The sequence below is a fragment of the Mycolicibacterium boenickei genome (genome assembly GCF_010731295.1).
Classification (GTDB): Bacteria; Actinomycetota; Actinomycetes; order Mycobacteriales; family Mycobacteriaceae; genus Mycobacterium; species Mycobacterium boenickei.
This window is the reverse complement of the sequence record NZ_AP022579.1, coordinates 2,495,674-2,521,782: the sequence shown is the minus strand read 5'-3', so window position 1 is coordinate 2,521,782 and position 26,109 is coordinate 2,495,674. Positions and strand designations below refer to the sequence as shown.

Below are 26,109 nucleotides of genomic sequence, written 5' to 3'. Positions count from 1 at the left end.
CAAAGATTTTGACGATCTTCGCCAGGCGACTACGGCCGTCTCGGAGCGACGTGGCTTGGGTATGCGTGTTGGGTGAATGTGTCTGCCAGAAATTCGTCAAAGTTTTGACGCAGCCGCCCCGCCTAGAGCTTCTGCACCGGAGCGTGGTTGTGCATCAGCTTCACCCGGCCGGCACTGCCGAAGTCGATCAGTGACATCGCGGATTCGCCCACACCCGAGACTTCCTCGACGCGGCCCAGGCCATACTTGTCGTGGGTGACCCGGTCCCCCGGCTCCAGCGTGATCACCGGACGGTTGCGGGCGGGCACAGGACGTGACGGCGACGGCCGCGGGGTCCCGTACCGGCCGGCATTTCCGACCGGCGCACTCATCGACGACGGCTGCTCGATGCGCCGCCAGTTGATCAAGTCCTCTGGAATCTCGCGCAGGAACCGCGATTCCGGGTTGAGCATGGGCTGCCCCCACGACGACCGCACCTTGGCCCGCGACAGATACAGCCGCTTGCGCGCCCGGGTGATGCCGACGTACGCCAGCCGGCGCTCCTCGGACAACTCGTTGGGATCTCCGAGCGCCCGCATGTGCGGGAACATGCCGTCCTCCCAGCCGGTGACGAACACCGCCGGGAACTCCAGCCCCTTCGCGGTGTGCAACGTCATCATCGTCACCACGCCCGCACCGTCTTCGGGGATCTCGTCAGCGTCGGCCACCAGCGACACCCGCTCCAGGAACTGGGCCAGCACCCCGGTGTCCGGGATGTCCTCGTCGACCGGCTCACCCTCGCCCTGCTCGGCCAGTGCCCGGGCATTGGCCAGGTCGGTACTGAATTCGTGTGCGACGCTGACCAATTCGTTGAGGTTGTCCAACCGGGCCAGATCCTGCGGGTCACTGGAGGCCTCGAGCTCACGGCGGTAGCCCGTCCGCTCCAGCACGGCCTCGACCAGGTCGCCCAACTCGTCGTCGAGCTTGGCCCGCAACTGGTCCAGCATCTCCACGAAGCTCGCGATGGCCTTCTCCGAGCGGGTGTTGAGCATCGGCACCCGGCCCTCGGCGGCGGCCTGCAGCGCATCGTTGAAGCTGGCCCCGGTGTTCTCGGCGTACACCGCGACGCAGGCCTCGGCCCGGTCGCCGATGCCGCGGCGCGGCGTGTTGAGGATGCGACGCATGCTCACCGAGTCACCCGGGTTGTCCAGCACCCGCAGGTAGGCCACGATGTCGCGGATCTCGCGGCGCTCGTAGAACCGCACGCCGCCCACGACCTTGTACGGGATGCCGGCGCGGATGAACACCTCCTCCAGCGCACGCGAGGAGTTGTTGGTGCGGTAGAACACCGCGACGTCACCGTATTTGAGGCCTTCGCTGTCGGCGAGGGCGTCGATCTCCTCGGCCACGAAGCGGGCCTCGTCGTGCTCGTTGTCGGCGACATAGCCGACGATCAGCTCGCCCTCACCCTCCTCGGTCCACAGCCGCTTCTCGCGACGGCCCGTGTTGCGGGCGATCACCGAGTTGGCCGCGTTCAGGATGGTCTGGGTGGAGCGGTAGTTCTGTTCGAGCAGGATCGTCGTCGCGTCCGGGTAGTCGCGCTCGAAATCCTCGATGTTGCGGATGGTCGCGCCGCGGAACGCGTAGATGGACTGGTCGGCGTCACCCACCACACACAGTTCGGACGCCGCCACGCCCTCGTTCTCGTCGAGATGGTGACCCACCAACTCACGCACCAGAACGTACTGCGCGTGGTTGGTGTCCTGATACTCGTCGACCAGGATGTGGCGGAACCGGCGGCGGTAGTACTGGGCGATCTGCGGGAAGGCCTGCAGAATCCCGACCGTCTCGCCGATCAGGTCATCGAAGTCCAGCGCGTTGGCCGCACGCAACCGGCGCTGATACTCGCCGTAGACCTGGGCGATGATGCCTGCCATCTCCTCGGCGGCCTCCGAGGCCTCGGCCGCCGCCTGCTCCGGACCGATCAGCTCGTTCTTCAGGTTGGAGATGCCGTTGGCCAGCAGCCGCGGCGAGTACCGCTTGGTGTCCAGCCCCATGTCCTTGCCGATCATCATCAGCAGGCGCCGGGAATCGTCGGAGTCGTAGATCGAGAAGTTGGAGTTCAGCCCCGGCAGCAGCGAAGCCTGGTTGCGCAGGATCCGCACACACGTGGAGTGGAAGGTCGACACCCACATGTTGCGGGCCCGCGGGCCCACCAGCCCGACCACCCTCTCCCGCATCTCGGCGGCGGCCTTGTTGGTGAACGTGATGGCCAGGATCTGCCCGACCCCGACGTCACGCGCGGCCAGCAGATAGGCGATACGCCTGGTCAGCACCGCTGTCTTGCCCGACCCCGCACCCGCGACGATCAACAGCGGCGACCCTTGGTGCAGCACCGCCTGGCGCTGCTGAGGGTTCAAGCCGTCAAGAAGTTCATCAACATCTGCAGCAACTGTGGGGGCGACGGGGGAAGTGGTCATCTTGCGTTCAAACTTACCGCTGAGCGGGGACAGTTTTGCGCTGGCACGGGCCGACTGGGACTATCAGCTTGTGCCTGAGATCGATGACCTGCGTCGGGAGATCGACGAACTCGACGCCACCATCCTCGCCGCAGTCCAGCGCCGCGCCGAGGTCTCCAAGCTGATCGGCAAAGCCCGGATGGCCTCCGGCGGCACCCGCCTGGTGCACAGCCGTGAGATGCAGGTCATCGAGCGCTACAGCGTGCTGGGCCCCGAGGGCAAAGACCTGGCCATCCTGCTGCTGCAACTCGGCCGCGGCCGGCTGGGCCACTAACACCTACCGGCCCGGGGGCGGCGCGGGCGTCTTCAGCGAATCCAGCAGCCACGGCGTCAGCCACTGCACGGCTTCGGACGTCGGGTGCACGCCGTCGCTGCGCATCCGGACCCCGTTGATCTTCGCGGTGTACTTGCCGTCCGGGTTGAGCTTGGCGTTGAAGTCCAGCACCGACACGTTGGGCCGCTGCCCGACCACCGTCCGCAACATGGAGTTCCAGGCCTGCACCCGGCCGGGCTGATCCTCCGGATACAGGGTGCCGTCCGAGCGCTCACCGCGCCGGTTGTAGGGCGCCGTGGTCACCACCACGCGCGCCCCGGTCGAGCTCAGGATGTCCAGCGCGCGCTGCAGCTCACCCTTGAGATAGGCGTCGTAGGCCTCGTTACCGATGTGGGTCCACCGGCCACGCCAGGTGCGGTCGACGACCTCCCAGCGCCCGATCATCAACAACACGGTCTCGGGCCGGTCATGGGCGATCCGCTGGGCCCAGCGCTCCGGCCAGGAATCGCACTCGGGCTTCTGATTCAGCGTCTCCCCGGCCGACCGGTACGGGCCGCCCCGCGCGATACCGCAGCCGATCGTCGTGTAGTCGCTGAAGTGAAAACCGGGCGTGGCGGGCAGGTATCGCATCAGCGTCCAGGCCACCGAGTCGCCGAACACCGCGATCGACCGTGTGCCGGGAGGCAGCGCCGGCGCGGGACCCACCGGAACCGCCCGCTCGGCGCCGACATCCTGCTCGGACGCCGCCGCGGCCAGAACGTCCGGGCCCGCAGGCCGGGTCGGCACCCCGACCGGGACGACCGTCATCGTCACGACCGCGGCGGTGGCCACCGTGGCGGCGGCCAACCGCAGCATCGGGACGTGCTGTGGGCGCCAGTGCCGGACCGGCTGCTCGATCGCCCACCACGACACCCATGACACGGCGATCGTCACCGCGCACCGCAGCGCCAGCAGCGACCAGCCCTCGAGGCCGGTGCGCTCGCCGTTGAGGATCTGGAAGATCGGCCAGTGCCAGAGGTAGACGCCGTAGGAGATGACGCCGAGGGTGACGAGCGGGTACCAGGCCAGGACCCGGGCCACCCAGCCGTCCTGATCCAGCGCGACGGGTGCGACGACGAGCACCGCGCCCAGGGCCACCACGATCAGCAGGCCGTGGTGAAACTCGTCGGCGCTGCCGGTCGCGAAATGCGCGGCCAATGCCAGCACGGCCACCCCGACCACCGGCAGGATCCAGGCGATCCAGCGTCGCCACCGGGCCCGGATCAACGTGCCCGACATCGTCAGCGCCGACCAGTCACGCACCAGCAGAGCTGCGGCCGCGGCACCCAGCAGCAGGGCCTGGGCCCGGGTGTCGGTGCCGAAGTACACGCGGTTGAGTTCGGCGGGATCACCGGACATCCAGATCGACGCCGCGGCCGAGGCGACGACTCCGAGCACCGCGAGCACGAACACCACGAGGCGGACAGCGCCGGTCGAGCGGCGCCGCACCAGCAGTGCGGCAGCCAGCACCAGCAGCGGCCAGATCACGTAGTACTGCTCCTCGACCGCCAGCGACCAGGTGTGCTGCAACGGTGACGGAGGACTGCCCTGACTGAAGTAGTCGGTGTCGGCGGCGACGAACACCCAGTTCGCCATCCAGAAGAACGCCGCCACCGCGTCCTCGCGAAGCGAGGTCACCGCATCCGAGGAGAACAACGGACGGGCGATCACCACGGCCAGGGTCATCAGCACCATGGCGGGCAACAGGCGTTTGGCCCGGCGGATCCAGAACCCCTTGAGATCGATGCGCTCGGTGCGCCGGTACTCGTCGAGCAGCAGCGAGGTGATCAGGAATCCGCTCAGCACGAAGAAGACGTCGACGCCGATGAATCCCCCGGCCACACCCGGCACTCCGCCGTGGCCGGCCAGCACCAGAGCCACGGCGATGGCACGGATGCCATCGAGTGCGGGGATGTCGCGCCGGATCGAGGCACGCCGACGCCGGCTGGCAGCACGGACTGGCGCCGCAGTCACGTCATGCCCTCCCGTCTTGGCGTCCGAGCCCCAGAGTTTAGGGGGCATCGGGCGCCGAGCCGGGAAGGCGCGACGGAGCGCTAACGGGTTAGCGCAATATATTTCGTGTCGAGGTACTCGTCGATGCCCTCGATGCCGCCCTCACGGCCGAAGCCGGATTCCTTGATGCCGCCGAACGGCGCGGCCGCATCGGAGATGACACCGCGGTTGATGCCGACCATGCCGGACTGGATCCCCTCGGCCACCCGCAACGCACGGTCCAGCGACTGCGTGTAAACGTAAGCCGCCAAGCCGTATTCGGTGTTGTTGGCGGCAGCCACACCTTCGTCCTCGGTGTCGAAGCCGGTGATCGGGGCGACGGGACCGAAGATCTCCTCCTTGAGAATGCGCGCGTCGGCGGGCACATCGGCCAGCACGGTGGCCGGGTAGAAGTTGCCCGGCCCGCCCGGAGCGACGCCGCCGACCGCCACCGTCGCACCCCGCGACACCGCGTCGGAGACCAGTTCGGTGACGGTGGAGACCTGCTTGGAATTGATCAGTGGGCCCAACGTGGAGGTGGGGTCGATGCCTTTGCCGAGGGTGAACTCGCTCATCCGCTTGACGAGCTTGTCGGTGAACTCCTCGCGCACCGAGTTGGCGACGTGGAACCGGTTGGCCGCGGTGCAGGCCTCACCGCCGTTGCGCATCTTGGCCAGGATCGCGCCGTCGACCGCGGCGTCGACGTCGGCATCGTCGAACACGATGAAGGGAGCGTTGCCGCCGAGTTCCATCGAGGTGCGCAGCAGCTTGTCGGCCGACTGCTTCACCAGCGCCTTGCCCACCCCGGTCGAGCCGGTGAAGGTCAGCTTGCGCAGCCGGCCGTCGTCGACCAACGCCGAAGTCACCGCGCCTGGGTTGCTGGTCGGCAGCACCGAGAGCACACCCTTGGGCAGGCCGGCCTCGTCCATCAGCTTGGCCAGCAGCAGCATGGTCAGCGGAGTTTCCTGGGCGGGTTTGACGATCATCGTGCAACCCGCGGCGAAGGCCGGACCCATCTTGCGGGTGCCCATGGCCAGCGGGAAGTTCCACGGCGTGATGGCGTAGCACGGGCCGACGGCCTGTTTGGTGACGAGGATGCGCCCGGTGCCCGCCGGCGCCGGGGTGAAGCGGCCCGCGATGCGTACCGCCTCCTCGGAGAACCAGCGGAAGAACTCGGCGCCGTAGGCGACCTCGCCCTTGCTCTCGGCGAGCACCTTGCCCATCTCGAGAGTCATCAGCGCGGCGATGTCGTCGGCGCGTTCGGTGATCTTCTCGAACACCGAGCGCAGGATCTCGCCGCGTTTACGCGGCGCGGTCGCGGCCCACTCGGCCTGGACCGCGCATGCGGCGTCCAATGCGGCGACGGCATCGGCGGCGGTCGCGTCGGCCACCGTGGCCAACACCTGATCGTCGCTGGGATCCAGCACATTGAACGTCGAAGCGGCCTGGCGTTCCTCACCACCGATCCACAGACCCGTGGGCACGGATGAAATCAAGTCTTCAATGGCCATACATCCATCATGTACACCCTTCAACCCACCGCCGCACTAAGGTCAGCGGAATGAGTGCTGACATCACCGCAACCCCCGCATGGCAGGCATTGTCGAAGCACTACGACGCGGTCCGCGACATTCATCTGACAGACCTGTTCGCCGAGGATCCTCACCGCGGTACCGAACTCGCGCTGACCGTCGGCGACCTCTATATCGACTACAGCAAGCACCGCATCACCCGGAAGACCCTGGAACTGCTGGCGGATCTGGCGCGGGCCGCCGGGCTGGAGGCCCGCCGTGACGCGATGTTCGCCGGAGAGCACATCAACACCTCCGAGGATCGCGCCGTGCTGCACACCGCGTTGCGGTTGCCTGCCGACGCGTCATTGACCGTCGACGGCCAGAACGTGGTGGCCGACGTCCACGAGGTGCTCGACCGCATGGGCGGGTTCACCGACCGGCTGCGCAGCGGCGAATGGTCCGGCGCCACCGGCGAGCGCATCAAGACCGTGGTGAACATCGGCATCGGCGGTTCGGACCTCGGCCCGGTGATGGTGTACGACGCGCTGCGCCACTACGCCGACGCCGGGATCAGCGCCCGCTTCGTGTCCAACGTCGACCCTGCCGACCTGGTGGCGACGCTGGCTGATCTGGACCCGGCCACAACGCTTTTCATCGTCGCGTCCAAGACGTTCTCCACCCTCGAGACACTCACCAACGCCACGGCCGCGCGCCGCTGGCTGGTCGATGCGCTCGGCGAGGACGCGGTGGCCAAGCACTTCGTCGCCGTGTCCACCAACGCGAAGCTGGTGCAGGAGTTCGGCATCGACACCGACAACATGTTCGGCTTCTGGGACTGGGTCGGCGGGCGGTACTCGGTGGACTCGGCGATCGGGCTGTCGGTGATGGCCGTGATCGGCCGGGAGCGCTTCGCCGAGTTCCTGTCGGGTTTCCACCTGGTCGACGAGCACTTCCGCACCGCGCCGCTGGCCGAGAACGCGCCGGCGCTGCTGGGGCTGATCGGACTGTGGTACTCGAATTTCTTTGGCGCACAATCACGTGCGGTGCTGCCCTACTCCAACGACCTGTCCCGGTTCGCGGCGTATTTGCAGCAGTTGACCATGGAATCCAACGGGAAGTCGGTGCGCGCGGACGGCTCCGCCGTGAGTACCGATACCGGCGAGATTTTTTGGGGCGAGCCCGGCACCAACGGCCAGCACGCGTTCTATCAGTTGCTGCACCAGGGCACCCGATTGGTTCCCGCCGACTTCATCGGTTTCTCGGAGCCCACCGACGATCTGCCGACCGCCGATGGCACGGGCAGCATGCACGACCTGCTGATGAGCAACTTCTTCGCCCAGACCCAGGTGCTGGCCTTCGGCAAGACCGCCGAAGCCATTGCGGCAGAAAACACTCCAGCCGCCGTGGTACCGCACAAGGTGATGCCCGGCAACCGACCGACGACGTCAATCCTGGCAACCAGGTTGACGCCGTCGGTGGTGGGCCAGCTCATCGCCCTCTACGAACACCAGGTGTTCACCGAGGGAGTGGTGTGGGGGATCGACTCCTTCGATCAGTGGGGCGTCGAGCTGGGCAAGACCCAGGCCAAGGCGCTGCTGCCGGTGATCACCGAACCGGAATCACCTGCCAAGCAGTCGGACTCGTCGACCGATGCATTGGTGCGCCGGTACCGGACCGAACGCGGGCGCTCGGCCTAGCGCTACCTACGGACCAGGGATCGTCGCGCAGCCCACATTCGGGATACAGCCACTGGCGCCGCCAGGACCCGCGGAGCCGCCGGGGCCGTAAGGAATCTGACCACTGGCCCCACCGGGGCCTGCGGTGCCACCGGGGCCGTAGGGGATCTCACCCGTCGCGCCGCCAGGACCCGCCGCGCCTTCAGGGCCGTACGGAATCGAGCCGCTGGCCCCGCCCGGGCCCGCGGTCCCGCCCGGGCCACCCGGAATCTGGCCGCTGGCCCCACCGGGGCCTGCGGTGCCCATGTCGGCACACGGCGTCCCGTCGGCATTCGCGCACGGGGGCGGCGGCGGAGGATCAGCCACGGCGGCGGGAGCGAATGCGACCGCCCCAGCCGCAGCGCCTGCAAAGAACATCGAGGCAATCAGTCTTGAGGTCATGAAGGTGGGCTACCCAGGTTCGCCCGGTGCTGAAACCCGGGCCCAGGTGTGCATGCGGGTGGCCTGGCCGCGGCTGCTCGGTGTGTCGCGCGCCGGAACGGTGTACGAATCTGCCCGCCTGTGAGCGACTTTTCAGCGACAATCGCCCCATAAACACCGTGGGCCACACTGACCACAGCATCGATCAGTACTTGCGTGACAGCAGTGAGGTTCAGCCTCATCAGCACCAGATTTCTCAGTGCCCACCTGTCAGCGACAGTGTCGCTAGTAGCCGGGCACTGGACTGAAGTGACCGGTGAGGCCAATGGTGCACATGTACCGAAATCCGCCGGCGACAATGTGTTTGGTGATACCGATGTTGCTCAGGTGGCGATTGTCGCTGAAAAGTCGCTCACAGGCGGGCACATCGACCCCGGAAATCCGCCGCAGGAAAGTCCAGCCGGTGCGACACCTGCGACTACGCGAAGCGCTTGGTGTACTTCGGCGGCAGCAACCGCATCACCTGGGTCAGCGGCGCCCACGGCCAACGCGGCACGACCGCACGGCCCTTCTCCTTCTCGATGGCCTCGACCATCGCGCGCACACCGGTCTCGTTGTCGACCATCAGCATGGTGGTCGCCGACTTGGCGGTCATCTCCGACTCGATGTAGCCCGGCTCGATGACGGTCACCCGGATCGGCCCCTTGTCGTATTCGGCGCGCAGCGACTCACCGAGCGAGGTCATGCCGGCCTTCGACGCGCAGTAGGCGGCCTTGCCGCCGGGCACACCGGTGTTGCCCAGCACCGACGAGATCAACACCAGGTGGCCGGCGCCGGACTTCTTGAACATCTCAAGCGCCGTCTCGATCTGCACCAACCCGGCGATCAGATTGGTTTCGATGGTGGCCTTGTTCGCCCACGGCTTGCCCTCGCCCAACGGCCAACCCTTGCCGATGCCGGCGTTGACGATCACCCGATCGATACCGCCGAGTTCCTCGGACAGCTCGCCGAACACCCGCGGCACGGCCTCATGGTCATTGACGTCCAGCGCCGCCACCGCGACCTTGATGTAGGGGTGGCGGTCGGCCAGCTCGGCCTTGAGCTCGTCGAGCCGCTCGGTGCGGCGGGCACACAGCGCCAGGTCCCGGCCCTTGGCCGCGAATTGGCGGGCCATGCCCGCTCCCAGTCCGGAGCTGGCACCGGTGATGAGGATCTTCTGACGGGTCATCGCTGCAGGATAACCGAGTTAGACAACTGTCAAAAACGCGGCCGCTACTTCAGCAGGCGCGACATCCGCCGGTCGGCCAGCACCTTGCCGCCGGTCTGGCACGTCGGGCAGTACTGGAACGACTTGTCGGCGAAAGACACCTCCCGCACGGTGTCCCCGCATACCGGGCACGGCAGCCCGGTACGGGCATGCACGCGCAGGCCGGACCGCTTCTCCCCCTTGAGCGTCGCGGCCTGCTGCCCCACCGAACGCGTCACCGCGTCGGTGAGCACCGAGATCATCGCGTCGTGCAACGCGCCGAGTTGAGCGTCGGTCAGCTTGCCTGCGGTGGCGAACGGAGACAGCTTGGCCACGTGAAGGATCTCGTCGCTGTAGGCGTTGCCGATCCCGGCGATCACCTTCTGGTCGGTGATCACCGTCTTGATCCGCCCGGAATTGCCCGCCAACACGCCGGCCAGTCCGGCCGAATCCAGCGACAGCGCATCAGGTCCCAGCGACGCGATCTGCGGTACATCGAGCGGATCGGCGACCACCCACACCGCCAACCGCTTCTGCGTCCCGGCCTCGGTGAGGTCGAAGCCGACCCCCTCCCCCAGGTGCACCCGCAGCGCGATCGGCCCCTTGCCCGGCTTGAGCGGCGTCGGCGCCAACTTGTCCGACCAACGCAGCCAACCGGCCCGGGACAGATGCGTGATCAGGTGCCAGGGACCGACCTCGAGACCGAGGTACTTGCCCCAGCGGTTCGCGCCGGTCACGGTCTGGCCGTGCAACGCCGTCGTCGGTGGATCGAACGTCTTGAGCACCGACAACGCGGATACGTCGATCCGGGTGACCTCCCGGCCGGTCGCATGCCGGCGCAGATGATCGGCCAGCGCCTCGACTTCGGGCAGTTCAGGCATGGCTCCAGTGTGTCAGCGAAACGCCGAGCATGCTGTAGACATGTCCGACCGGCCTGCTCCCAGAGCGACCAACCCGATACGCAACATCTTCGTGCTCAACAGCGTGCCGCGCCGGTGGCCGTTCGCGTTGCGCGCCGGAATCTGCATGGCCGTACCCGTTCTGGTGGGCTGGCTGGCCGGCGACACCACGGCCGGATTGATCGCCACCATCGGCGGATTCACGTCGCTGTACGGCAGCGGCCGGCCGTACCTGAATCGCGGCGCGTACCTCGGCGTGGTCGCGGTGTGCTTCGCCGCGGCGGTGGCGCTCGGCGACTGGGCGTCGTCGACACCGTGGCTGGGCGTACTCACCGTGACCGTGATCGCCGTGGTCGCGACCCTGGTCTGCCACGCCCTGAGCATCGGCCCGCCCGGGGCCTACATGGTGGTGCTGGCCTGCGCGGCGGGCACCGGCACCCCGGCGACGCTGCACCTCAGCCCGGGCCATCACGCCGCCCTCGTCCTGGCCGGTGGGGCGTTCGCCTGGCTGGTGCACATGTCCGGCGCGTTGATCCGGCCCCGCGGGCCCGAGAAGGCTGCGGTGGCCGCGGCGGCCGCCGCCGTCGCCGACTACATCGAGAACCCTGCGGCCGAGACCCGGCACAAAGCGGCACTCCTGCTGCACACTGCGTGGGTCACCCTGGTCACCTATCAACCGGTACAGCCCAAACCCGACCAGGCGCTGTACCGGCTGCGGGTCGTCAACCGGCGCCTGCACGTGCTGTTCGCCGAAGCCATGCGCGCCGCCGACTCCGGCGAGCCGCCGGCATACGACGGCGCGGCCCTGGCCCGGCATCTGGCCACCGTGCCTGCCGACGCGGTCACCGATGAGCATGGCGCCGAAGGGATTCCGCTCGGCAGGCCCAGCGCGTTGCAATTGTTGCGCCGGGCAGTGACGCCGGGTTCGGTGTCACTACAACTGGCGGCGCGGGTCGGGATCGCGGTCGCGATCTCCGGTGTCATCGCCGTGCTGGTCTCCCAGGCCCTGACGATGACGCACGCCTATTGGGCGATGGCCGCCGCGGTGCTGATGTTGCACCAAGGATTCGACTGGCAGCGCACCGTGGCCCGGGGCGTGGAGCGGACGCTGGGCACCTGGCTCGGCCTCGGCGTCGCCGGTGCGATCCTCGCCCTGCATCCGCAGGGCCTGTGGCTGGCCCTGGTGATCGGCACGCTGCAATTCATCATCGAGATGTACGTGATGCGCAACTACACCCTGGCCGTCGTGTTCATCACCCCCGCCGCACTCACCATCGCGTCCGGCGGTCAGCCCGTCGAGGATCTCGGCGAACTGCTGCTCACGCGTGGCAGCGACACCCTGATCGGCTGCGCGGTGGCCCTGGCGGTCTACTGGTCCACCCAACGTCTGCGCCACCCGACCGGCCTGCGCACGGCCGTCACCGCCACGCTCGACGCGATCACCGCCACTCTGCCGCACCTGGCGGCCGACGATGCCACCTCCCCGGCGGCGCGTACCGACCGGCGAGATCTGCAGCTGCGGGCCATGGAACTGCTACCGGCCTACGACGCGGGTGTCGGTGGTTCAGCCTCGCAACGCCTTGGGGCCGAACGCATGTGGCCGACTGTCGTGGCCACCGAACAACTCGCCTACCGCACCTTGGCGGCCTGCTGGGGCGCCGAGCGTGACCGCGACACGGAGTCAGGCGCCGAGGCGGCCGCGGACACCGCGGCCGCGCTCCGGGAACAGGCGACGGCCCTACGCGAGAGCCTTGACGAACGACAGTAGCCAGCTGACCAGCGACAGCACGATGGCCGCCCAGATCGCGGTCCACCAGAACTGGTCGATGTGCAGACCCCAACCCGTGGTGTTGTCGGTGATCCACGACGTGATCCACAGCATCAGCGCATTGATCACGATGTGGATCAGGCCGAGCGTGAGGATGTACAGCGGGATCGACAGGATCTGCACGATCGGCTTGATGAACGCGTTGACCAGACCGAAGATGACCGCGACGAAGAAGATGATGCCGACCCTGGCGACGGTCGTGTCACCTCCGATGAAGTAGATCCCCGGCACGACGAGAGTGACCACCCAGAGCGCGAATCCGGTTATCGCGGCGCGCAGGAGAAATGAGCTCATGGCGGTCTAGTCTGCCGAGCGCAGCAGGTACGTGTCCATGATCCAGCCGTGGCGCGTCCTCGCTTCGGCACGCGCAGCAACGATTTCATCGCCGATCTCCCCGACCGTTCCCGCATACAGCAACTCGTCGGGCGTGCCGAGGTAGGCGCCCCACCAGATCCGGGTCTGCGGCGGGCACTGCTGAAACGAGCAGTCGGCGTCGAGCATCACCACGGCACTGCCGGTCAGTCCGTGCTCGCGCAACTGGCGCCCGGTGGTGATCAGCACCGGTTCGCCGACGTCGTTGAGCGGGATGCGATGCCGGGCGGTCAGCACCTGGATGGCGGTGATGCCGGGAATGACGTCGTATTGGATGTCGAGGTACTCGGCCACTTTTTCCAGGATGCGCAGCGTGCTGTCGTACAGCGACGGATCCCCCCAGGCCAGAAACGCCCCGGTGCCGTCGGGCCCGAGTTCGGTCTCGATGGCCGCCGCCCAGATCCGGGCCCGTTCGGCGTGCCAATCCGCCACGACCTGCCGATAGCCCGGTGCGTCGCCGGCCGCGGCGCGCGGCGGATCGACCAGTTCGACGAAGCGGTAGCCGGGTTCGGTGATGTACCGATCGCAGATCTGCTTGCGCACCGCGACCAGGTCATCGGCCGCGCCTCGACGCGGACCCTTGTCCATCGCGAAAAACACCTGCGTGTCGTTGAGCGCGGAAATAGCCTGTGCGGTGACGAAGTCCGGATCACCGGCCCCGATTCCGATGACGTGGATGCGACGCACTGTCGAAGGTTAACCGAACCGAAACCGGGTACCCGAAGTATCCGGTACCCGGGGTATTGACATCACACATTGTCGGTACCTACCGTCGGAGTGAGGGGGACCACAAACGAAGGGAACGTCAACGGTGACAACTTCGGTCAGACCCGGCGGAGGCTCGGCCCACGCGGAGCGGCGGGACGCATTCTCCGAACGCCTGCTGAAGGGCTCGGTTCGCAAGTCGTACGCGCCGGTGGTGGACATCGACTGGCAGGCGCCGATCGATCCGGACAAGTTCTTCCTGCCACCGAGGATCGTGTCGCTGTACGGAACCCCTTTGTGGGACAGCATGTCCCGCGAGGAGCAGATCGAGCTGTCACGCCAGGAACTGGCGAACACGCTGTCGGCGGGCATCTGGTTCGAGAACATCCTCAACCAGGCTCTGCTGCGCAAGATGATGCACCAGGACCCGACTTCTAACTCCACGCACTACGAGCTCACCGAACTCGGCGACGAGACCCGCCACATGGTGATGTTCGGCAAGGCCATCGACAAGATCGGGGCCAAGCCGGTGCGGCCGCGGCTGTATCAGCGGATGATCATCAACACGCTGCCGTTCTTCTTCCGCGGTTCGGTGCTGTGGGTGGCAGCGCTGGTCGGCGAGGAGATCTTCGACTCGCTGCAACGGCAGATGATGGACGACCCCGAGCTGCAGCCAATGGTGCAGCGCCTCATGCGCATTCACGTCACCGAGGAGGCCCGGCACATCCAGTTCGCCCGTGATGGCCTGCGTCAGCGCACTCCGTCGATGCGCTGGTACAAGCGGGCGTGGGTGGCCAACCTCAACGGCGTCGGCGGGTACTTCTTCCGGTACCTGTTCACCAACAAGGTCCAGTACGCACGCGTCGGCCTGAACGCCCGCGCTGCCCGCCGGATCGCGCGGGCCAGCGCCCACCGTCGCGAGGTACAGATCTCCGGGTTCGCCCCGCTGGCCGCCTTCCTCGAAGAGGTCGGGCTGATGGGCCGCATCGGCAGGCGCATGTGGCGGCGGTCCGGGTTCCTGCCCGCCAAGGCACCGCAGGCGCCGGCAGCCGGCGCCGGGGAGGCGGCAGCCTCCGGGGAGGGCGTCACCGAAGAGGTGTACGACGGGTACGCCATCCTCGACAACGGTGACGGCGATCGTCGGGTCCATGTGCGGCTGACCGGCCACCTCGACCCGATCGACGGCCAGTATCACTGGCGCGGAACGATTCTCGATGCCCCGAGCACCGTCGCGGCCGGGCCCGTGCGGCTCAGCATCGGAGCCCGCACCGTCGACGCCCGCATCACCGAACGCACCTCACAGGGCACGCACACGATCGCCGGCATCGGTGCGCCGCCGTTCGAACTCGACGAGGTGGAAGTCAGCGCCGCCGGGTAAGCACCGAGCGGCCGAGCAAGCCGGCCGCGAACACCGCCCCGGCGATGCCGGAGATCAGCAACGGCAGTTGGCCGGGCTGGCCTGGACCCACAGTCCAGAGCAGCCCGGCCCATATCCCGGCGCCCAGCACGGCAAATCCGCTGAGGCCCTGGAACACTCCTTGCGCACTGCCTTGCAGCCCGGAGCCGACCAACGAGGACACCCAGGCCTTGCTGACCCCGTCGGTGCAGCCCGTGAACAGTCCGTAGGACCCGATCAGCAGCCAGGCCACCAGCGGGTCGGTGGTCAGCCCCAGTCCGGCGTAGCCGATTGCGAAGAACACCAGGCCGAGGCCGAACACCGGTAGACGGCCGATCCGGTCGGCCAGCAATCCGGCCGGGAAGCTGGCCAGGGCGTAGACGGCGTTGTAGGTGACATAGGCCAGGATCACCTCGACGACCGAGAAGCCGATCTCGTTGAGCCGCAACAACAGCAGTGCGTCGGGAAAGTTCACCAGACCGAACGCCACCAGCACGGCCGTCACGCGCCAGTACCGTCCGGGCAGATCCTTCACATGGGCGAAGACCGGCTGGCGCTGTGTGACCGGATCCGAAGGTCGCTTCGCCCTTCCCTTTTCGGAGACCAGGAAGACCAGCGCGACGCTGAGCACCGCGGGCACCACGGCCACCCACAGCAGCAGGGCGATCTGGTGGTCGAGCATTTCGTAGGCCGCCAGCCCCAGCAGGGGGCCCACGACGGCGCCCATGGTGTCCATGGCCCGGTGGAATCCGAAGACCCGGCCGCGGGCGGCGTCATCGATACCGGCGACCAGCAGCGCGTCGCGCGGCGCGCCGCGAATGCCCTTGCCGAGCCGGTCCACCACGCGGCCGGCGAGCACACCCGACCACGCACTCGCGGCGGCGACCATCACCTTGCCCAGGGCCGCCATGCCGTAGCCGGTGGCGATCAGGGGGCGTTTGGAGAATCGGTCGCCGAGTGGGCCCGCCGCCAGCTTCGTCATCGCCGCGGCGCCTTCGGCAGCTCCCTCCACCGCCCCGACCACCGCGGGCGGGGCACCCAGCACGGCGGTCAGATAGATCGGCAGCAGCGGATAGAGGAGTTCACTCGCAGCGTCCTGCAGGAAGGACACGGCAGACAGCACCCGGACGTTGCGGGTCAGCCAGGCGGGCACCCGGTCATCATGCCTGCCCGATCCGCCCCACAGAACTAGAACACGTTCTAGTGTGTACGGCATGCGGTTCACCTACGCCGAAGCCATGACCGATCCCACCTACTACATCCCGCTGGCCCAGGCCGCCGAGGCGGCCGGCTATCACGCCATGACCATTGCCGACAGCGTCGCCTACCCATTCGAATCCGATTCGAAGTACCCGTACACCCCGGACGGCAACCGGGAGTTCCTCGACGGCAAGCCATTCATCGAGGCCTTCGTGATGGCCTCGGCGCTGTGCGCGGCCACCACCACGCTCAAGTTCAACTTCTTCGTCCTCAAGCTGCCGATCCGCCCGCCGGCCCTGGTGGCCAAACAGGTCGGCTCGCTCAACGCGCTGTTCGACAACCGGCTGGGGCTCGGGGTCGGCACCAGCCCGTGGCCCGAGGATTACGAGCTGATGGGTGTGCCGTTCGCGCGGCGCGGCAAGCGCATGGACGAATGCATCGACATCATCCGCGGACTGACCAGCGGTGATTACTTCGAGTACCACGGTGAGTTCTACGACATCCCCAAGACCAAGATGACCCCGGCACCGTCGAAACCGGTGTCCATCCTCGTCGGTGGACACGCCGAGGCGGCCCTGCGACGCGCGGCCCGCAACGACGGCTGGATGCACGGCGGCGGCACCGACGATCTCGACGTCCTCCTCAAGCGGCTGAACGAGATCCGGGCGGAGGAGGGCCAGACCGGCCCGTTCGAGGTTCACGTCATCTCGGCCGACGCGTACACGGCCGACGGCATCAAACGACTAGAGGACAAGGGCGTGACCGATGTGATCGTGGGCTTCCGCCTGCCCTACATCATGGGCGACGACCCCGAGCCGCTCGACCGCAAGATCCGCCATCTGGAGAAGTTCGCCGAGAACGTCATCGCCAAGGTCTAGCGGGTTTTCGTCACGCCGTTTTCCACTCCTGGGTCGTGGCTGAGGCGGTGGTTTCAAGCGGTCTACGCAACAGCTGGTGGTTTTGAGAGTAGTTCGTTGAGTGCTTCGGCCGGGGTTTTCCATTCAAGGGTTTTGCGGGGTCGGCCGTTGAGTTCGGCTGCGACGTAGTCGAGGTAGTGCTCGCCGTAGACCGACAGGTCAGTGCTTTTGGGGAAGTATTGGCGCAGTAGCCCGTTGGTGTTCTCGTTGCTGCCACGTTGCCAGGGTGAATGTGGATCGCAGAAGTAGATGTCGAGATCGGTGGCTTTGGCGATGGCACGGTGGTTGGACATCTCAATGCCCTGATCCCAGGTCAACGAGCGGCGCAGGTGCGCGGGCAGCTGGGTGATCTTGGCGACGATGGCGTTTTGCACACTTTCGGCGCTGTGGTCGTCGGGCAGGTGCAGCAGCATCACGAACCGGGTGCTGCGTTCGACCAGGGTGCCGATCGCCGAGCCTGAGGCGGTGCTGCCCATGATGAGATCGCCTTCCCAATGCCCGGGCACTGCGCGGTCGGCCACCTCCGGTGGGCGTTGGCTGATGTTGATCATGTCCGGGATGCGGCTGCGTCGAGTTCCGGGCTGATGTTGAGGTCGTCGTATTGCCCGTTTTGTTCGCAGACACTGGTGCAGTTCTCGGCGTAACGAACCCCGTCCCTGCACGTAGATCGCCTGGTAAATGGCTTCGTGTGACACCCACATCTCCGGATCGTCGGGAAAGTCGATGCGCAGCCGCTGGGCGATCTGCGCCGGGCTGTGCCGCAACTCAATCGACTCTGCACCTGCTGACGCAACCTGTCATTGCGCGCCAGGCGGCGTTGTTTGGGTCGCCTGGCCCGATCAGCGGATCGGTCGTGGGCAGACAACGCGCGGTAGACCACTTTCGCCGAGGCTCCACTCTGTTGAGCCCCGAAGGCATGCTTGCGTCGATACCCCGATTTGTGTGGATTCTTGCGGGTGCGCAGTTCGGTGTTCTCGTCGATCTCGCGTTTGATCGTCGAGGCCGGTCGGCCCAGCCGTCGACCGATGGAACGCAGCGATTCGTCGGCGTGGACGCCGGCTTGGATCTCGATGCGCTCCTGCAAACTCAACCGTCGACGCGCACCGGTGCCCGAAGGCTTACTCACGTGCGGTTTCACCCCGCCAGCTTGACGAAACCACCGCCGTCCACAGGTCGCTGACACGCCGACGGCCACACCGGCATCCCCGGGCAACAGGCCTTCGCGGACCCGCTCCCAAAACAACCGCTTTCTCGACTGGAACGAACCCCGAGCCATGCAACACTCCTCAAATCAGAAGGTGTGTTGCGTAGACCCCTTGAACTCAAGGGCCGGTCAACAGCCCAGGCGTGGAAAGCGGCGCGCATCGAACAATGAATTTGAGGGAACAGCGGCCGCGCCGTTAGCGTTGCACCGGCCGTTCTCGCCAACGCTGTCCGAGAGCTCCAATCAGTGAACCCTCGGAAAGCCTGCAAATGACGACCTCCCTCGAACGTCCCACCACGATGGACGGCCCGCCGTCGCGTGCCGTTGTCGCACCCGACCCGGCCGTGCGCCTGCTCGCGGTGTTCGCCCTGGCCCTCGGCGGCTTCGGCATCGGCACCACCGAATTCGTCGCGATGGGCTTGCTGCCCGACATCGCGACCGGCTTCGGCATCAGCGAGCCCACCGCGGGTCACGTCATCTCCGCCTACGCACTGGGTGTGGTGATCGGCGCACCCGTCATCGCCGCGCTCACCGCACGCTGGCCCCGCAAGGCCCTGCTGCTCACGCTGATGGCGGTCTTCACCCTCGGCAACCTGGCCAGCATGCTGGCGCCGACCTACCTGACCCTGGTGATCGCCCGCTTCGTCACCGGCCTGCCGCACGGCGCGTTCTTCGGGATTGCCGCGCTGGCCGCTGCCCACCTGATGGGTCCGCAGAACCGGGCCAAGGCCGTGGCCTACGTGCTCTGCGGTCTGACCGTCGCGACGGTGTTGGGCGTGCCGCTGGCCTCCTGGCTCGGCCAGGCCCTCGGGTGGCGCAGCGCATTCGGCCTGGTGGTCGGCGTCGGGCTGGTCACCTTGGCCGCGCAGTGGCTGTGGCTGCCCACGCATCTGCGGACCATGCACGTCACCAGTCCGCTCACCGAACTCGGCGCGCTGCGCCGGCCCCAGGTGTGGCTGGCGGTGCTGGTCGGCATGATCGGCTTCGGCGGCATGTTCGCGGTGTACACCTACATCAGCACCACGATGACCGATGTGACCGGCCTGCCCCGGTCGATGGTCCCCGTCGCGCTCATGGTGTTCGGCCTGGGCATGGTCGTCGGCAACCTGGTCGGCGGCCGGTTGGCCGACACCTCGGTGATCCGCGCGCTGTACCTGTCCCTGGGCTCGCTGGCGGTGCTGCTGGCAGCGTTCTCGCTGGGATCGCACAGCCCGTGGACCGCGCTGCCGCTGCTGTTCGGCGTAGGCGTGGCCGGCTCCGCCGTCGGACCTGCGTTGCAGACCCGGTTGATGGATGTCGCCCGCGACGCCCAGACGCTGGCCGCCGCGCTCAACCACTCCGCGCTCAACATCGGCAATGCCACGGGCGCCTGGGTGGGCGGCCTGGTGATCGCGGCCGGGCTCGGTTACACCGCCCCGGCCGCGGCCGGGGCAATCCTGGCCGTCGGCGGGTTGGTGGTGTTCACCGTGTCGGTGGCGTTAGAACGACGGACCGCCATCCGGTGATGACGGCGGGATGATGTGGACCGCGGCTTCCTCGGCGGAGGCCGCGCCGCCGTCGATGCCGACGTCGGTGCCGAGCAGCTCGGCCTCCTCGTCGGCACCGAAGCCCGCATTGGGGGCCACCAGCCGACCCGAGCGAAAATCCCCGACCTCGTCGTCGCCGGCCTGCTCGTCGGGATACGCGGAGTCGTCGAGCTGCATCGCGGGATCAGGCTCTTCCTCGGCCAGCAGCTCATCGAGGGTCTCGTGGTCCCGAGGCTCGCGCCAGCGGTCCGGCGGTGAATACCCCTCGTCGAGCAAGTCGTCGACGCCCCGATCGATGAGGGCGTCCTCCTGAGTCAACTGGTCGTCCTCATCGACGCTGTACCCGTCACTACTCATGTTTCAACGATAGCCACAGGTCGCGGAGCAATGATCAGAACTTGTGGATGGCCGAAGCCGCCGCGCCGCCCTGGTCCGCGCCGGGAACGTTACCGTTCTGTAGGTGCAGCGGACCCGGCTCGACACAGCACGAATCCGAGCGCTTCGCCATGTCATCGATCCGCTCTTCCTCGACACGCCGCTTTATCGCTGCGATGCGCTCGAGCCCGCTCTGGGCTGCTCAGTGAGCATCAAGCTCGAAACCGCCAACCCCGTCCGCAGCTTCAAGGCTCGCGGTACCGAGGTGGTCGCGACCCTGCTTGTCCAGAACGGACCACACGCCGTGGTGTGCGCCAGCGCGGGCAACCTCGGCCAAGCTCTCGCGTGGTCGGGCAGCAGCCGCGGACTAGATGTCACCGTGGTGGCCTCCCGGTTTGCACCCAGGGTCAAACTCGATCGCATCCGCGCACTTGAGGCCAAGTTGGAGCTCGTAGACGGTGATCACGAGATGGCCCGCGAGCGGGCGGCGGACATCGCCGTCAATCACCGCATCCGCCTGCTCGAAGACAGTTTGGACATCGAGACCTGCGAGGGCGCAGCGACCATCGGTTTGGAACTGGTGGAAAACCCTGGGTCATTCGACGTCGTGCTACTCGCCTTGGGCGGCGGCGCGATGGCGACTGGCGTGGGTCACGTCGTCAAGGAACTCGCGCCCGATGTCGAGGTGATCTGCGTCCAGCCGCAAGGTGCACCGGCAATGACACATTCATGGCATCAACGACGCGTTGTCACCACCGACTCAACCAACACCATCGCCGACGGCGTCGCCGGTCGGCGTCCAATCCCGGCGGTCCTGGACGACCTCCTCATCGTCGCCGACGACGCCGTCCTCGTTCAGGAAGCATCAATCATCGCCGGCATGCGCATGCTTCTCGACCATGGTGGCCTTGTCGTCGAGCCCTCGGCCGCGCTCGGTATCGCCGCGATCCTTGAAGACCGTGAGCGCTTCGCAGGCCGACACGTGGTCACCATCGTGTGTGGCAGCAACGTCGACTTGGACGCCTACCACCGCTGGATCGGTGTGCACCCCATCCACAGGTCTTGACGATTGCTCCGGGGGCCACCCGCGAGGTCGCGCCTACCTGAGCGCCTTTGCAGTTGGAAACTCACAGTGATCGACTGATGATTTCCTTCATGATTTCGCTTGTGCCGCCATAAATCTTGTTGACCCGCGCGGCCGCGTAGGCCCGCCCGATGGGGTACTCCATCATGTAGCCGTAACCGCCGAAGAACTGCACGCAGCGGTCGACCACGGCCACGCCCTTGTCCGCGGCGACCAGCTTGGCCATCGACGCGGTGGCCGGGTCATTGCGACCGTCGATGTAGGACTGGACGCAGTAGTCGACGGTCGTCTTGATCGACAGCACCTCGGCCTTGAGCTCGGCGAGAGCGAACCGGTTGTGCTGGAAGCCGATCAGCGGCTTGCCGAAGGCTTCGCGTTCCTTGGTGTAGCGGATCGCCTCCAGCACCGCGGCTTCGGCCATGCCCGAACACACGGACGCGATGGCCAGGCGCTCGCGGGCCAGCTGTTCCATCAGCTGGTAGAAACCCAGCCCCTCTTGTTCTCCGAGCAGGTTCTTCACCGGAACCCGCATATCGGAGAAAAACAATTCACGGGTGTCCTGGCCGTGCTGGCCGACCTTCTCCAGCACCCGTCCACGCTCGAAACCCGCCAGTGCGTCGGTGGTCTCCGCGACGATCAGTGAAATGCCCGCCGCGCCCTGCGCCGGGTCGGTCTTGGCGACGATCACCAGCAGATCACAATGGGTTCCGTTGGAGATGAACGTCTTCGATCCGTTGATGACGTAGTCGTCGCCGTCTCGCACCGCCGTGGTGCGCACCGCCTGCAGGTCCGAACCGGTGCCGGGTTCGGTCATGGCGATGGCCAGCACTGCCTCGCCGCTGATGATCTTCGGCATCCAGCGCTGCTTCTGTTCGGCGTTCGCGTAGGTGTCGATGTAGTGCGCGACGATGGGCGAGTGCACCACCCAACCCGATGCTGAATCGTGCGCCAGTGCCAGCTCCTCGGCGACCACGGCCGAGAAGCCGAAGTCCCCGCCGGCGCCGCCGTACTCCTCCGGCAGGTCCAGGCCCAGCAGCCCCGCGTCGCCGAGCTTGTTCCAGAACTCGCGGTCGACCTGATGGTTGCGCGCCCAGCGTTCCTGGTGGGGCGTGGCCTCCTTGCGGAAGAACTCCGCCGCGTGGCGACGCAGTTCGCGATGCTGATCGGTTTCCCAGGAAGCCCGGTAGTCGGGGAAAAGCTCGGACATCGTTGCTACCTCATCTTGGTCACAGTCACCGATTACGGTACAGATGTATCGTCGCAAAGTCAGATGTACCGGAGGAGTGCACCATGGTCAACCCGCGGGCCACAGCTGAGGACCTGACGGCGAAGGCCCGCATTCGCAATGCCGCGCTGGACCTGTATTCGAGGTCCGGACCGGACCGAATCTCCTTGCGCGCCATCGCCGCCGAAGCCGGCGTCACGCTCGGCCTGGTGCAGCACCACTACAAGACAAAGGCCGGGCTTCGCGAGGCCGTCGACCAGTTGGTGGTGGACCATTTCGAGGCAGCGCTCGCCGAGGTGCCCGATCCCGGCCGGCCTGCCGAACTCGCCGCCGCCCGTGACGCCGCCGTCCGCAGAATGCTGGAGGCGAACCCGCCGGTGGTCGATTACGTGCGCCGCGCCCTGCTGGATCCGACGGGTGAGAATCTGCATCTGCTCGGCGCCCTGGTGGACCTGACCGCACGGGAGGTCAGCGCGCTGCGGAGGTCGGGGCGCGCATCGACCAAACGTCGCGAGTCGATCCAGATCGTGGCGGTTCTGGTGCGCCAGATGGGCGAGATGCTGCTGGCACCGCTGGTGGATGCGGTGTGGGATCGCGTGGACAGCTCCGGCGCGGCAGGCAAACCGCGGCTGCGAATCGCCGTCGAGGAGAGCTGACCGACACCCTGAGAAATTCCGAAATTTCAGCTGAGAATTCTGGAATTTTCGAACGGGATTCCCAATTAAACGTATTAGGCAGTAGCCGGAAGTAGTGGGACTTCCGGTGCGGCCTGCAACGGAGGGTTGGGAAATGAAGTCATATACCATCGCCACACTAGCCGCGGGCGCGCTGGCCGCGGGAGCATTCCTCGGGGGCGTCGCCGCCGCCGCCCCGACCGGACAATCAGCCGAGCAAACCGTGAAAAGCCTCCAGACCAGCGGCTACCACGTCATCGTCAACCGCACCGGCGCCGCACCACTGGCCAACTGCACCGTGCTCGGCGTGCGCCAGGGGCAGACCATCGCCACCAACGACTCCAGGGGTGGCAGTTCGATCAACACCACTGTGATTTCGAAAACGGCATATGTAGATGTCGCGTGCTGAGTTGGGAATAAAAGAGGGCACACATTTGTTGGACGCGCTAACCCGAACATAGTTGTTCGGTGAAAATCAGTACCTGCAATCGGCCGCACAATGTGTGCGGCCGATTGTTTTTGTCCCGGACCCCAAGCAAGCCACGGACTTGTCGGTGGGTCGACGTACGGTTCCGAACATGAGTTCGATACTGGTCTCTGAGAGAGACATCGAGCGGACGATTGTCGGTGAGGCTCTCGATCACCTCAACGCCGCATGCAAGGAAATCGACGCGCTGTCGGTACACGCCCTGACCCGGTCGGAGCTCCACGAGGTTCTGAGCCGGCTCGATGCCGGGGAGAGACGCCTGGCCACCGCCCAACAACGGCTGCTCGGGCGGATGGTGGCCACCCAAACCGCGTCGCCGCCCCGGTTCGACCCGGCCGCCGTGCTGGCCAGGAGACTTCGGATTTCGCCGGCCGAAGCGCGGCAACGGATCGCGGCCGCCGACCAATCGCCGGACTGAGGTACACCCCGAAGTTCGGGAGCTCCCGCAGTGGGTACTCCACTCGCTGTGGCATTCGACCTCACCCCCACCGCGGCGCAGCATGACCTGGCCCGACGTACGCATGAGTTCGCCGAACAGATCGTCCGGCCGGTCGCCGCCGAATACGACCGGCGGCAGGAGTTTCCCTGGCCGGTGCTCGAAGAAGCCGCAGCCCAAGGCTTCTACAGTCCGCTGTTCTACCGCGACCTCATAGGTGACCCCACGGGGCTGTCCCTCCCGATGTTCATGGAAGAGCTGTTCTGGGGCTGCGCCGGGATCGGCCTGGCCGTCGTCATGCCGGCGCTGGCGCTGTCGGCGATCGGTCAGGCCGCCTCGCCGGAGCAGATGCTGCAGTGGGCGCCCGAATGCTTCGGAACCCCGGGCGACCTCAAGCTCGCCGCACTGGCGATCTCCGAACCCGAGGGCGGCAGCGACGTACGAAATCTCCGCACGTATGCCACCCGGAGCGGTCCGGGGCGCGACGCGGACTGGATCATCGACGGCCACAAGATGTGGATCGGCAACGGCGGCATCGCCCATGTGCACGTCGTCAACGCGGTCGTCGACAAAGACCTCGGCCACAAGGGCCAGGCCCTGTTCGTGGTGGAAGGCGGCACGCCAGGGCTGGAAATGGTGCGCAAACTCGACAAGCTCGGCTGTCGTGCCTCGCACACCGCCGAGCTCAAGTTCAACGGGGTCCGGGTTCCTGCCGGCAATCTGCTGGGCGGTCACGAGAGACTCGAACGGAAGCTGGCCCGAGCCCGCGAGGCGGTCGCGGGCGCCGCACACTCCGGTTCCGCCACCCTGGGAACGTTCGAACAGACCCGGCCGATGGTGGCTGCCCAGGCCCTCGGAATCGCCAGGGCGGCACTGGAATACGCCACCGAGTACGCGAACCGCCGGATCGCCTTCGGCAGCCCGATCATCGACAACCAGGGCGTCGCGTTTCCGCTCGCCGACCTGGCCACCCAGATCGATGCCGCTCGGCTGCTCACCTGGAGGGCGTCGTGGATGGCCGCCACCGGTGTCCCGTTCGAGCGCGGCGAGGGGTCGATGTCGAAGCTCGCCGCCAGCGAGGTTGCCGTCAGAACCACCGAGCGGGCCATCCAGACGATGGGCGGATGGGGTTATGTGACCGACCACCCTGTCGAGAAGTGGTACCGGGACGCCAAGCTCTACACGATCTTCGAGGGCACCAGCGAGATTCAGCGCATCGTCATCGCGAACGCTCTCGGCGCTGCCGACGGGAAGCCGCCGCTGCACGTCGACCTGGAGCCCTCCGGTGGGCCGTTGAACCGGTGGTTCGGTCGCGGCACACCGCTGCGCACCCGCGCGGCCGGTACCGCACTGTCCGCGAAAGACCACGTACCGGAGCCCGTCATGCGCCTGGCGATGAAGGTCCTACGCCCGCCGCGCCGGTGACGGCAGGCAGATCGAAGCCAGATAGATTCGACGTCCATGACCGTCACCGTCGACGAGTTCGAGGTCGCTGACGCACCGGACGCCTGGGAACGAGCGGGGTTTACCGTCGACACCGGTGCCGTCTGCCGGGTGGGGCATGTCCGGATTCGACTGGTCGGGCGCGACCGTGGCACCGGCATCGTCGGGTGGTCGTTGCGAGGCCTGCCACCGCAGGGGCCGTTCGATGATCTCGATGGCGTCCCGACGGTCCGATCGTCCGCCGCCACCGCCCAGCCGGCCACCCATCCCAACGGCGCCACCGCCATCGACCATGTCGTGCTGTTGTCCCCCGACTTGGGCCGCACAGTCTCGTCGCTGACGGCCATCGGCGTGGCTCCGCGCCGGGAACGTGACGCCGAACTCGGCGGACGACGGGTCCGTCAGGTCTTCTTCCGGTTGGGCGAGGTGATCCTTGAGGTCGTGGGATCGCCTGAGACCACGAGTGCCGGGCCCTCGACGCTGTGGGGCATCACCTACGTCGTCGACGACGTAGACGCGAGCGCCGCGTTCTTCGGCGACCACACCACCGGTGTCAAGGACGCCGTCCAGCCGGGCCGCCGCATCACCACGGTCCGGCACAAGGACTTCGGAATGTCTGTCCCGACTGCGGTGATCTCGGCTACCCCTGGCCGTTGACGTGTGTCGGGGCGCCGCCCGC

General features: G+C 67.0%; 24 protein-coding genes and 1 pseudogene. 13 read left to right on the top strand and 12 right to left on the bottom strand.

From position 1 onward, the window contains the following. Positions 1 to 122: 122 nt before the first annotated feature. Positions 123 to 2,459, bottom strand: coding sequence for a DNA helicase PcrA (gene pcrA, locus G6N57_RS11995; RefSeq protein ID WP_077742708.1), 2,337 nt, complete (start codon positions 2,457 to 2,459; stop codon positions 123 to 125). Between the two features lie 19 nt (positions 2,460 to 2,478). Between pcrA and G6N57_RS11990 the strand changes: the two genes are divergently transcribed. Further along, entirely contained in the window at positions 2,479 to 2,772 is a 294-nt protein-coding gene (locus G6N57_RS11990) for a chorismate mutase (protein ID WP_372514707.1), read from the top strand. A 3-nt stretch (positions 2,773 to 2,775) separates the two neighbouring features. Here the strand turns inward: G6N57_RS11990 and G6N57_RS11985 are convergent, their stop codons facing one another. Next, positions 2,776 to 4,833 carry an SGNH/GDSL hydrolase family protein gene (locus G6N57_RS11985; protein WP_174814477.1) on the bottom strand — a complete coding sequence of 686 codons (2,058 nt, stop codon included), beginning with the start codon at positions 4,831 to 4,833 and terminating at the stop codon, positions 2,776 to 2,778. A gap of 32 nt (positions 4,834 to 4,865) precedes the next feature. Continuing rightward, the gene (locus G6N57_RS11980; RefSeq protein ID WP_077742706.1) at positions 4,866 to 6,314 is read right to left on the bottom strand and encodes an NAD-dependent succinate-semialdehyde dehydrogenase; all 1,449 of its coding nucleotides are present in this window, start codon (positions 6,312 to 6,314) and stop codon (positions 4,866 to 4,868) included. 50 nt (positions 6,315 to 6,364) lie between these two features. Between G6N57_RS11980 and pgi the strand changes: the two genes are divergently transcribed. Next, positions 6,365 to 8,014, top strand: coding sequence for a glucose-6-phosphate isomerase (gene pgi, locus G6N57_RS11975; protein WP_077742705.1), 1,650 nt, complete (start codon positions 6,365 to 6,367; stop codon positions 8,012 to 8,014). Between the two features lie 6 nt (positions 8,015 to 8,020). Here pgi and G6N57_RS11970 read toward each other — a convergent pair whose 3' ends face one another. Further along, a complete protein-coding gene (locus G6N57_RS11970; RefSeq protein WP_234815772.1) occupies positions 8,021 to 8,434 on the bottom strand; it encodes a hypothetical protein in 414 nt (137 codons plus the stop codon). Between G6N57_RS11970 and G6N57_RS32210 the strand changes: the two genes are divergently transcribed. After that, complete coding sequence (locus G6N57_RS32210) at positions 8,433 to 8,558, top strand: hypothetical protein (RefSeq protein WP_268951060.1); 126 nt, start codon at positions 8,433 to 8,435, stop codon at positions 8,556 to 8,558. The two genes, G6N57_RS11970 and G6N57_RS32210, sit on opposite strands and share 2 nt — an antisense overlap. 333 nt (positions 8,559 to 8,891) lie before the next feature. Here G6N57_RS32210 and G6N57_RS11965 read toward each other — a convergent pair whose 3' ends face one another. Together G6N57_RS11965 and G6N57_RS11960 are read right to left on the bottom strand one after the other, a co-directional pair. After that, positions 8,892 to 9,641, bottom strand: coding sequence for an SDR family oxidoreductase (locus G6N57_RS11965; protein ID WP_077742704.1), 750 nt, complete (start codon positions 9,639 to 9,641; stop codon positions 8,892 to 8,894). Between the two features lie 44 nt (positions 9,642 to 9,685). After that, positions 9,686 to 10,540: an Fpg/Nei family DNA glycosylase gene (locus G6N57_RS11960; protein WP_077742703.1), complete on the bottom strand. Its 855-nt coding sequence runs from the start codon at positions 10,538 to 10,540 to the stop codon at positions 9,686 to 9,688. Between the two features lie 40 nt (positions 10,541 to 10,580). Between G6N57_RS11960 and G6N57_RS11955 the strand changes: the two genes are divergently transcribed. Next, a complete protein-coding gene (locus G6N57_RS11955) occupies positions 10,581 to 12,326 on the top strand; it encodes an FUSC family protein (RefSeq protein WP_077742702.1) in 1,746 nt (581 codons plus the stop codon). Here G6N57_RS11955 and G6N57_RS11950 read toward each other — a convergent pair. Together G6N57_RS11950 and cobF are read right to left on the bottom strand one after the other, a co-directional pair. Further along, positions 12,297 to 12,680: a phage holin family protein gene (locus G6N57_RS11950; protein WP_036447798.1), complete on the bottom strand. Its 384-nt coding sequence runs from the start codon at positions 12,678 to 12,680 to the stop codon at positions 12,297 to 12,299. The two genes, G6N57_RS11955 and G6N57_RS11950, sit on opposite strands and share 30 nt — an antisense overlap. 6 nt (positions 12,681 to 12,686) lie before the next feature. Continuing rightward, complete coding sequence (cobF, locus tag G6N57_RS11945) at positions 12,687 to 13,445, bottom strand: precorrin-6A synthase (deacetylating) (RefSeq protein ID WP_077742701.1); 759 nt, start codon at positions 13,443 to 13,445, stop codon at positions 12,687 to 12,689. Between the two features lie 124 nt (positions 13,446 to 13,569). On the opposite strand from cobF, the gene G6N57_RS11940 reads away from it, so the two are divergent. Continuing rightward, complete coding sequence (locus G6N57_RS11940; RefSeq protein WP_077742700.1) at positions 13,570 to 14,841, top strand: diiron oxygenase; 1,272 nt, start codon at positions 13,570 to 13,572, stop codon at positions 14,839 to 14,841. Here the strand turns inward: G6N57_RS11940 and G6N57_RS11935 are convergent. After that, positions 14,825 to 16,012, bottom strand: a complete 1,188-nt coding sequence (locus G6N57_RS11935) for an MFS transporter (RefSeq protein WP_407665967.1) — start codon at positions 16,010 to 16,012, stop codon at positions 14,825 to 14,827. The two genes, G6N57_RS11940 and G6N57_RS11935, sit on opposite strands and share 17 nt — an antisense overlap. A 61-nt stretch (positions 16,013 to 16,073) precedes the next feature. Here G6N57_RS11935 and G6N57_RS11930 point away from each other — a divergent pair, with 61 nt between their 5' ends. Continuing rightward, a complete protein-coding gene (locus G6N57_RS11930; RefSeq protein ID WP_077742698.1) occupies positions 16,074 to 16,937 on the top strand; it encodes an LLM class flavin-dependent oxidoreductase in 864 nt (287 codons plus the stop codon). 62 nt (positions 16,938 to 16,999) lie between these two features. Here the strand turns inward: G6N57_RS11930 and G6N57_RS11925 are convergent. Next, positions 17,000 to 18,252: pseudogene (locus G6N57_RS11925) on the bottom strand (IS30 family transposase). A gap of 197 nt (positions 18,253 to 18,449) precedes the next feature. Here G6N57_RS11925 and G6N57_RS11920 point away from each other — a divergent pair. Then, entirely contained in the window at positions 18,450 to 19,685 is a 1,236-nt protein-coding gene (locus G6N57_RS11920) for an MFS transporter (protein WP_077742697.1), read from the top strand. On the opposite strand, the gene G6N57_RS11915 is transcribed toward G6N57_RS11920, so the two are convergent. Next, a complete protein-coding gene (locus G6N57_RS11915) occupies positions 19,659 to 20,063 on the bottom strand; it encodes a DUF5709 domain-containing protein (RefSeq protein ID WP_077742696.1) in 405 nt (134 codons plus the stop codon). The two genes, G6N57_RS11920 and G6N57_RS11915, sit on opposite strands and share 27 nt — an antisense overlap. Before the next feature lie 103 nt (positions 20,064 to 20,166). Between G6N57_RS11915 and G6N57_RS11910 the strand changes: the two genes are divergently transcribed. Beyond that, positions 20,167 to 21,147, top strand: a complete 981-nt coding sequence (locus tag G6N57_RS11910; protein WP_077742695.1) for a threonine ammonia-lyase — start codon at positions 20,167 to 20,169, stop codon at positions 21,145 to 21,147. Positions 21,148 to 21,208: 61 nt separating this feature from the next. On the opposite strand, the gene G6N57_RS11905 is transcribed toward G6N57_RS11910, so the two are convergent. Beyond that, complete coding sequence (locus G6N57_RS11905; protein ID WP_077742694.1) at positions 21,209 to 22,372, bottom strand: acyl-CoA dehydrogenase family protein; 1,164 nt, start codon at positions 22,370 to 22,372, stop codon at positions 21,209 to 21,211. 83 nt (positions 22,373 to 22,455) lie between these two features. On the opposite strand from G6N57_RS11905, the gene G6N57_RS11900 reads away from it, so the two are divergent. The 5 genes from G6N57_RS11900 to G6N57_RS11880 all read left to right on the top strand — a co-directional run bounded on the left by G6N57_RS11900 (position 22,456) and on the right by G6N57_RS11880 (position 26,087). Beyond that, on the top strand, positions 22,456 to 23,046 hold the full coding sequence (locus tag G6N57_RS11900) for a TetR/AcrR family transcriptional regulator (protein ID WP_077742693.1): 591 nt from the start codon (positions 22,456 to 22,458) through the stop codon (positions 23,044 to 23,046). 133 nt (positions 23,047 to 23,179) lie between these two features. Then, on the top strand, positions 23,180 to 23,473 hold the full coding sequence (locus G6N57_RS11895; RefSeq protein WP_036447792.1) for a hypothetical protein: 294 nt from the start codon (positions 23,180 to 23,182) through the stop codon (positions 23,471 to 23,473). A 169-nt stretch (positions 23,474 to 23,642) separates the two neighbouring features. Next, positions 23,643 to 23,969: a hypothetical protein gene (locus G6N57_RS11890; RefSeq protein WP_065463007.1), complete on the top strand. Its 327-nt coding sequence runs from the start codon at positions 23,643 to 23,645 to the stop codon at positions 23,967 to 23,969. A 48-nt stretch (positions 23,970 to 24,017) separates the two neighbouring features. Further along, a complete protein-coding gene (locus tag G6N57_RS11885) occupies positions 24,018 to 25,412 on the top strand; it encodes an acyl-CoA dehydrogenase family protein (RefSeq protein ID WP_077742692.1) in 1,395 nt (464 codons plus the stop codon). A gap of 36 nt (positions 25,413 to 25,448) precedes the next feature. Continuing rightward, the gene (locus G6N57_RS11880; RefSeq protein ID WP_077742691.1) at positions 25,449 to 26,087 is read left to right on the top strand and encodes a VOC family protein; all 639 of its coding nucleotides are present in this window, start codon (positions 25,449 to 25,451) and stop codon (positions 26,085 to 26,087) included. Positions 26,088 to 26,109: the final 22 nt, after the last annotated feature.

Coding starts and splice junctions, on each gene's coding strand:
- G6N57_RS11950 (WP_036447798.1), bottom strand. CDS start 12,680: ATGAGCTCATTTCTCCTGCGCGCCGCGATAACCGGATTCGCGCTCTGG.
- G6N57_RS11930 (WP_077742698.1), top strand. CDS start 16,074: ATGCGGTTCACCTACGCCGAAGCCATGACCGATCCCACCTACTACATC.
- G6N57_RS11895 (WP_036447792.1), top strand. CDS start 23,180: ATGAAGTCATATACCATCGCCACACTAGCCGCGGGCGCGCTGGCCGCG.
- G6N57_RS11955 (WP_077742702.1), top strand. CDS start 10,581: ATGTCCGACCGGCCTGCTCCCAGAGCGACCAACCCGATACGCAACATC.
- G6N57_RS11915 (WP_077742696.1), bottom strand. CDS start 20,063: ATGAGTAGTGACGGGTACAGCGTCGATGAGGACGACCAGTTGACTCAG.
- pgi (WP_077742705.1), top strand. CDS start 6,365: ATGAGTGCTGACATCACCGCAACCCCCGCATGGCAGGCATTGTCGAAG.
- G6N57_RS11920 (WP_077742697.1), top strand. CDS start 18,450: ATGACGACCTCCCTCGAACGTCCCACCACGATGGACGGCCCGCCGTCG.
- G6N57_RS11980 (WP_077742706.1), bottom strand. CDS start 6,314: ATGGCCATTGAAGACTTGATTTCATCCGTGCCCACGGGTCTGTGGATC.
- G6N57_RS11880 (WP_077742691.1), top strand. CDS start 25,449: ATGACCGTCACCGTCGACGAGTTCGAGGTCGCTGACGCACCGGACGCC.
- G6N57_RS11960 (WP_077742703.1), bottom strand. CDS start 10,540: ATGCCTGAACTGCCCGAAGTCGAGGCGCTGGCCGATCATCTGCGCCGG.
- G6N57_RS11890 (WP_065463007.1), top strand. CDS start 23,643: ATGAGTTCGATACTGGTCTCTGAGAGAGACATCGAGCGGACGATTGTC.
- G6N57_RS11965 (WP_077742704.1), bottom strand. CDS start 9,641: ATGACCCGTCAGAAGATCCTCATCACCGGTGCCAGCTCCGGACTGGGA.
- G6N57_RS11970 (WP_234815772.1), bottom strand. CDS start 8,434: ATGACCTCAAGACTGATTGCCTCGATGTTCTTTGCAGGCGCTGCGGCT.
- G6N57_RS11905 (WP_077742694.1), bottom strand. CDS start 22,372: ATGTCCGAGCTTTTCCCCGACTACCGGGCTTCCTGGGAAACCGATCAG.
- G6N57_RS11985 (WP_174814477.1), bottom strand. CDS start 4,833: ATGCCCCCTAAACTCTGGGGCTCGGACGCCAAGACGGGAGGGCATGAC.
- G6N57_RS32210 (WP_268951060.1), top strand. CDS start 8,433: ATGAAGGTGGGCTACCCAGGTTCGCCCGGTGCTGAAACCCGGGCCCAG.
- G6N57_RS11900 (WP_077742693.1), top strand. CDS start 22,456: ATGGTCAACCCGCGGGCCACAGCTGAGGACCTGACGGCGAAGGCCCGC.
- pcrA (WP_077742708.1), bottom strand. CDS start 2,459: ATGACCACTTCCCCCGTCGCCCCCACAGTTGCTGCAGATGTTGATGAA.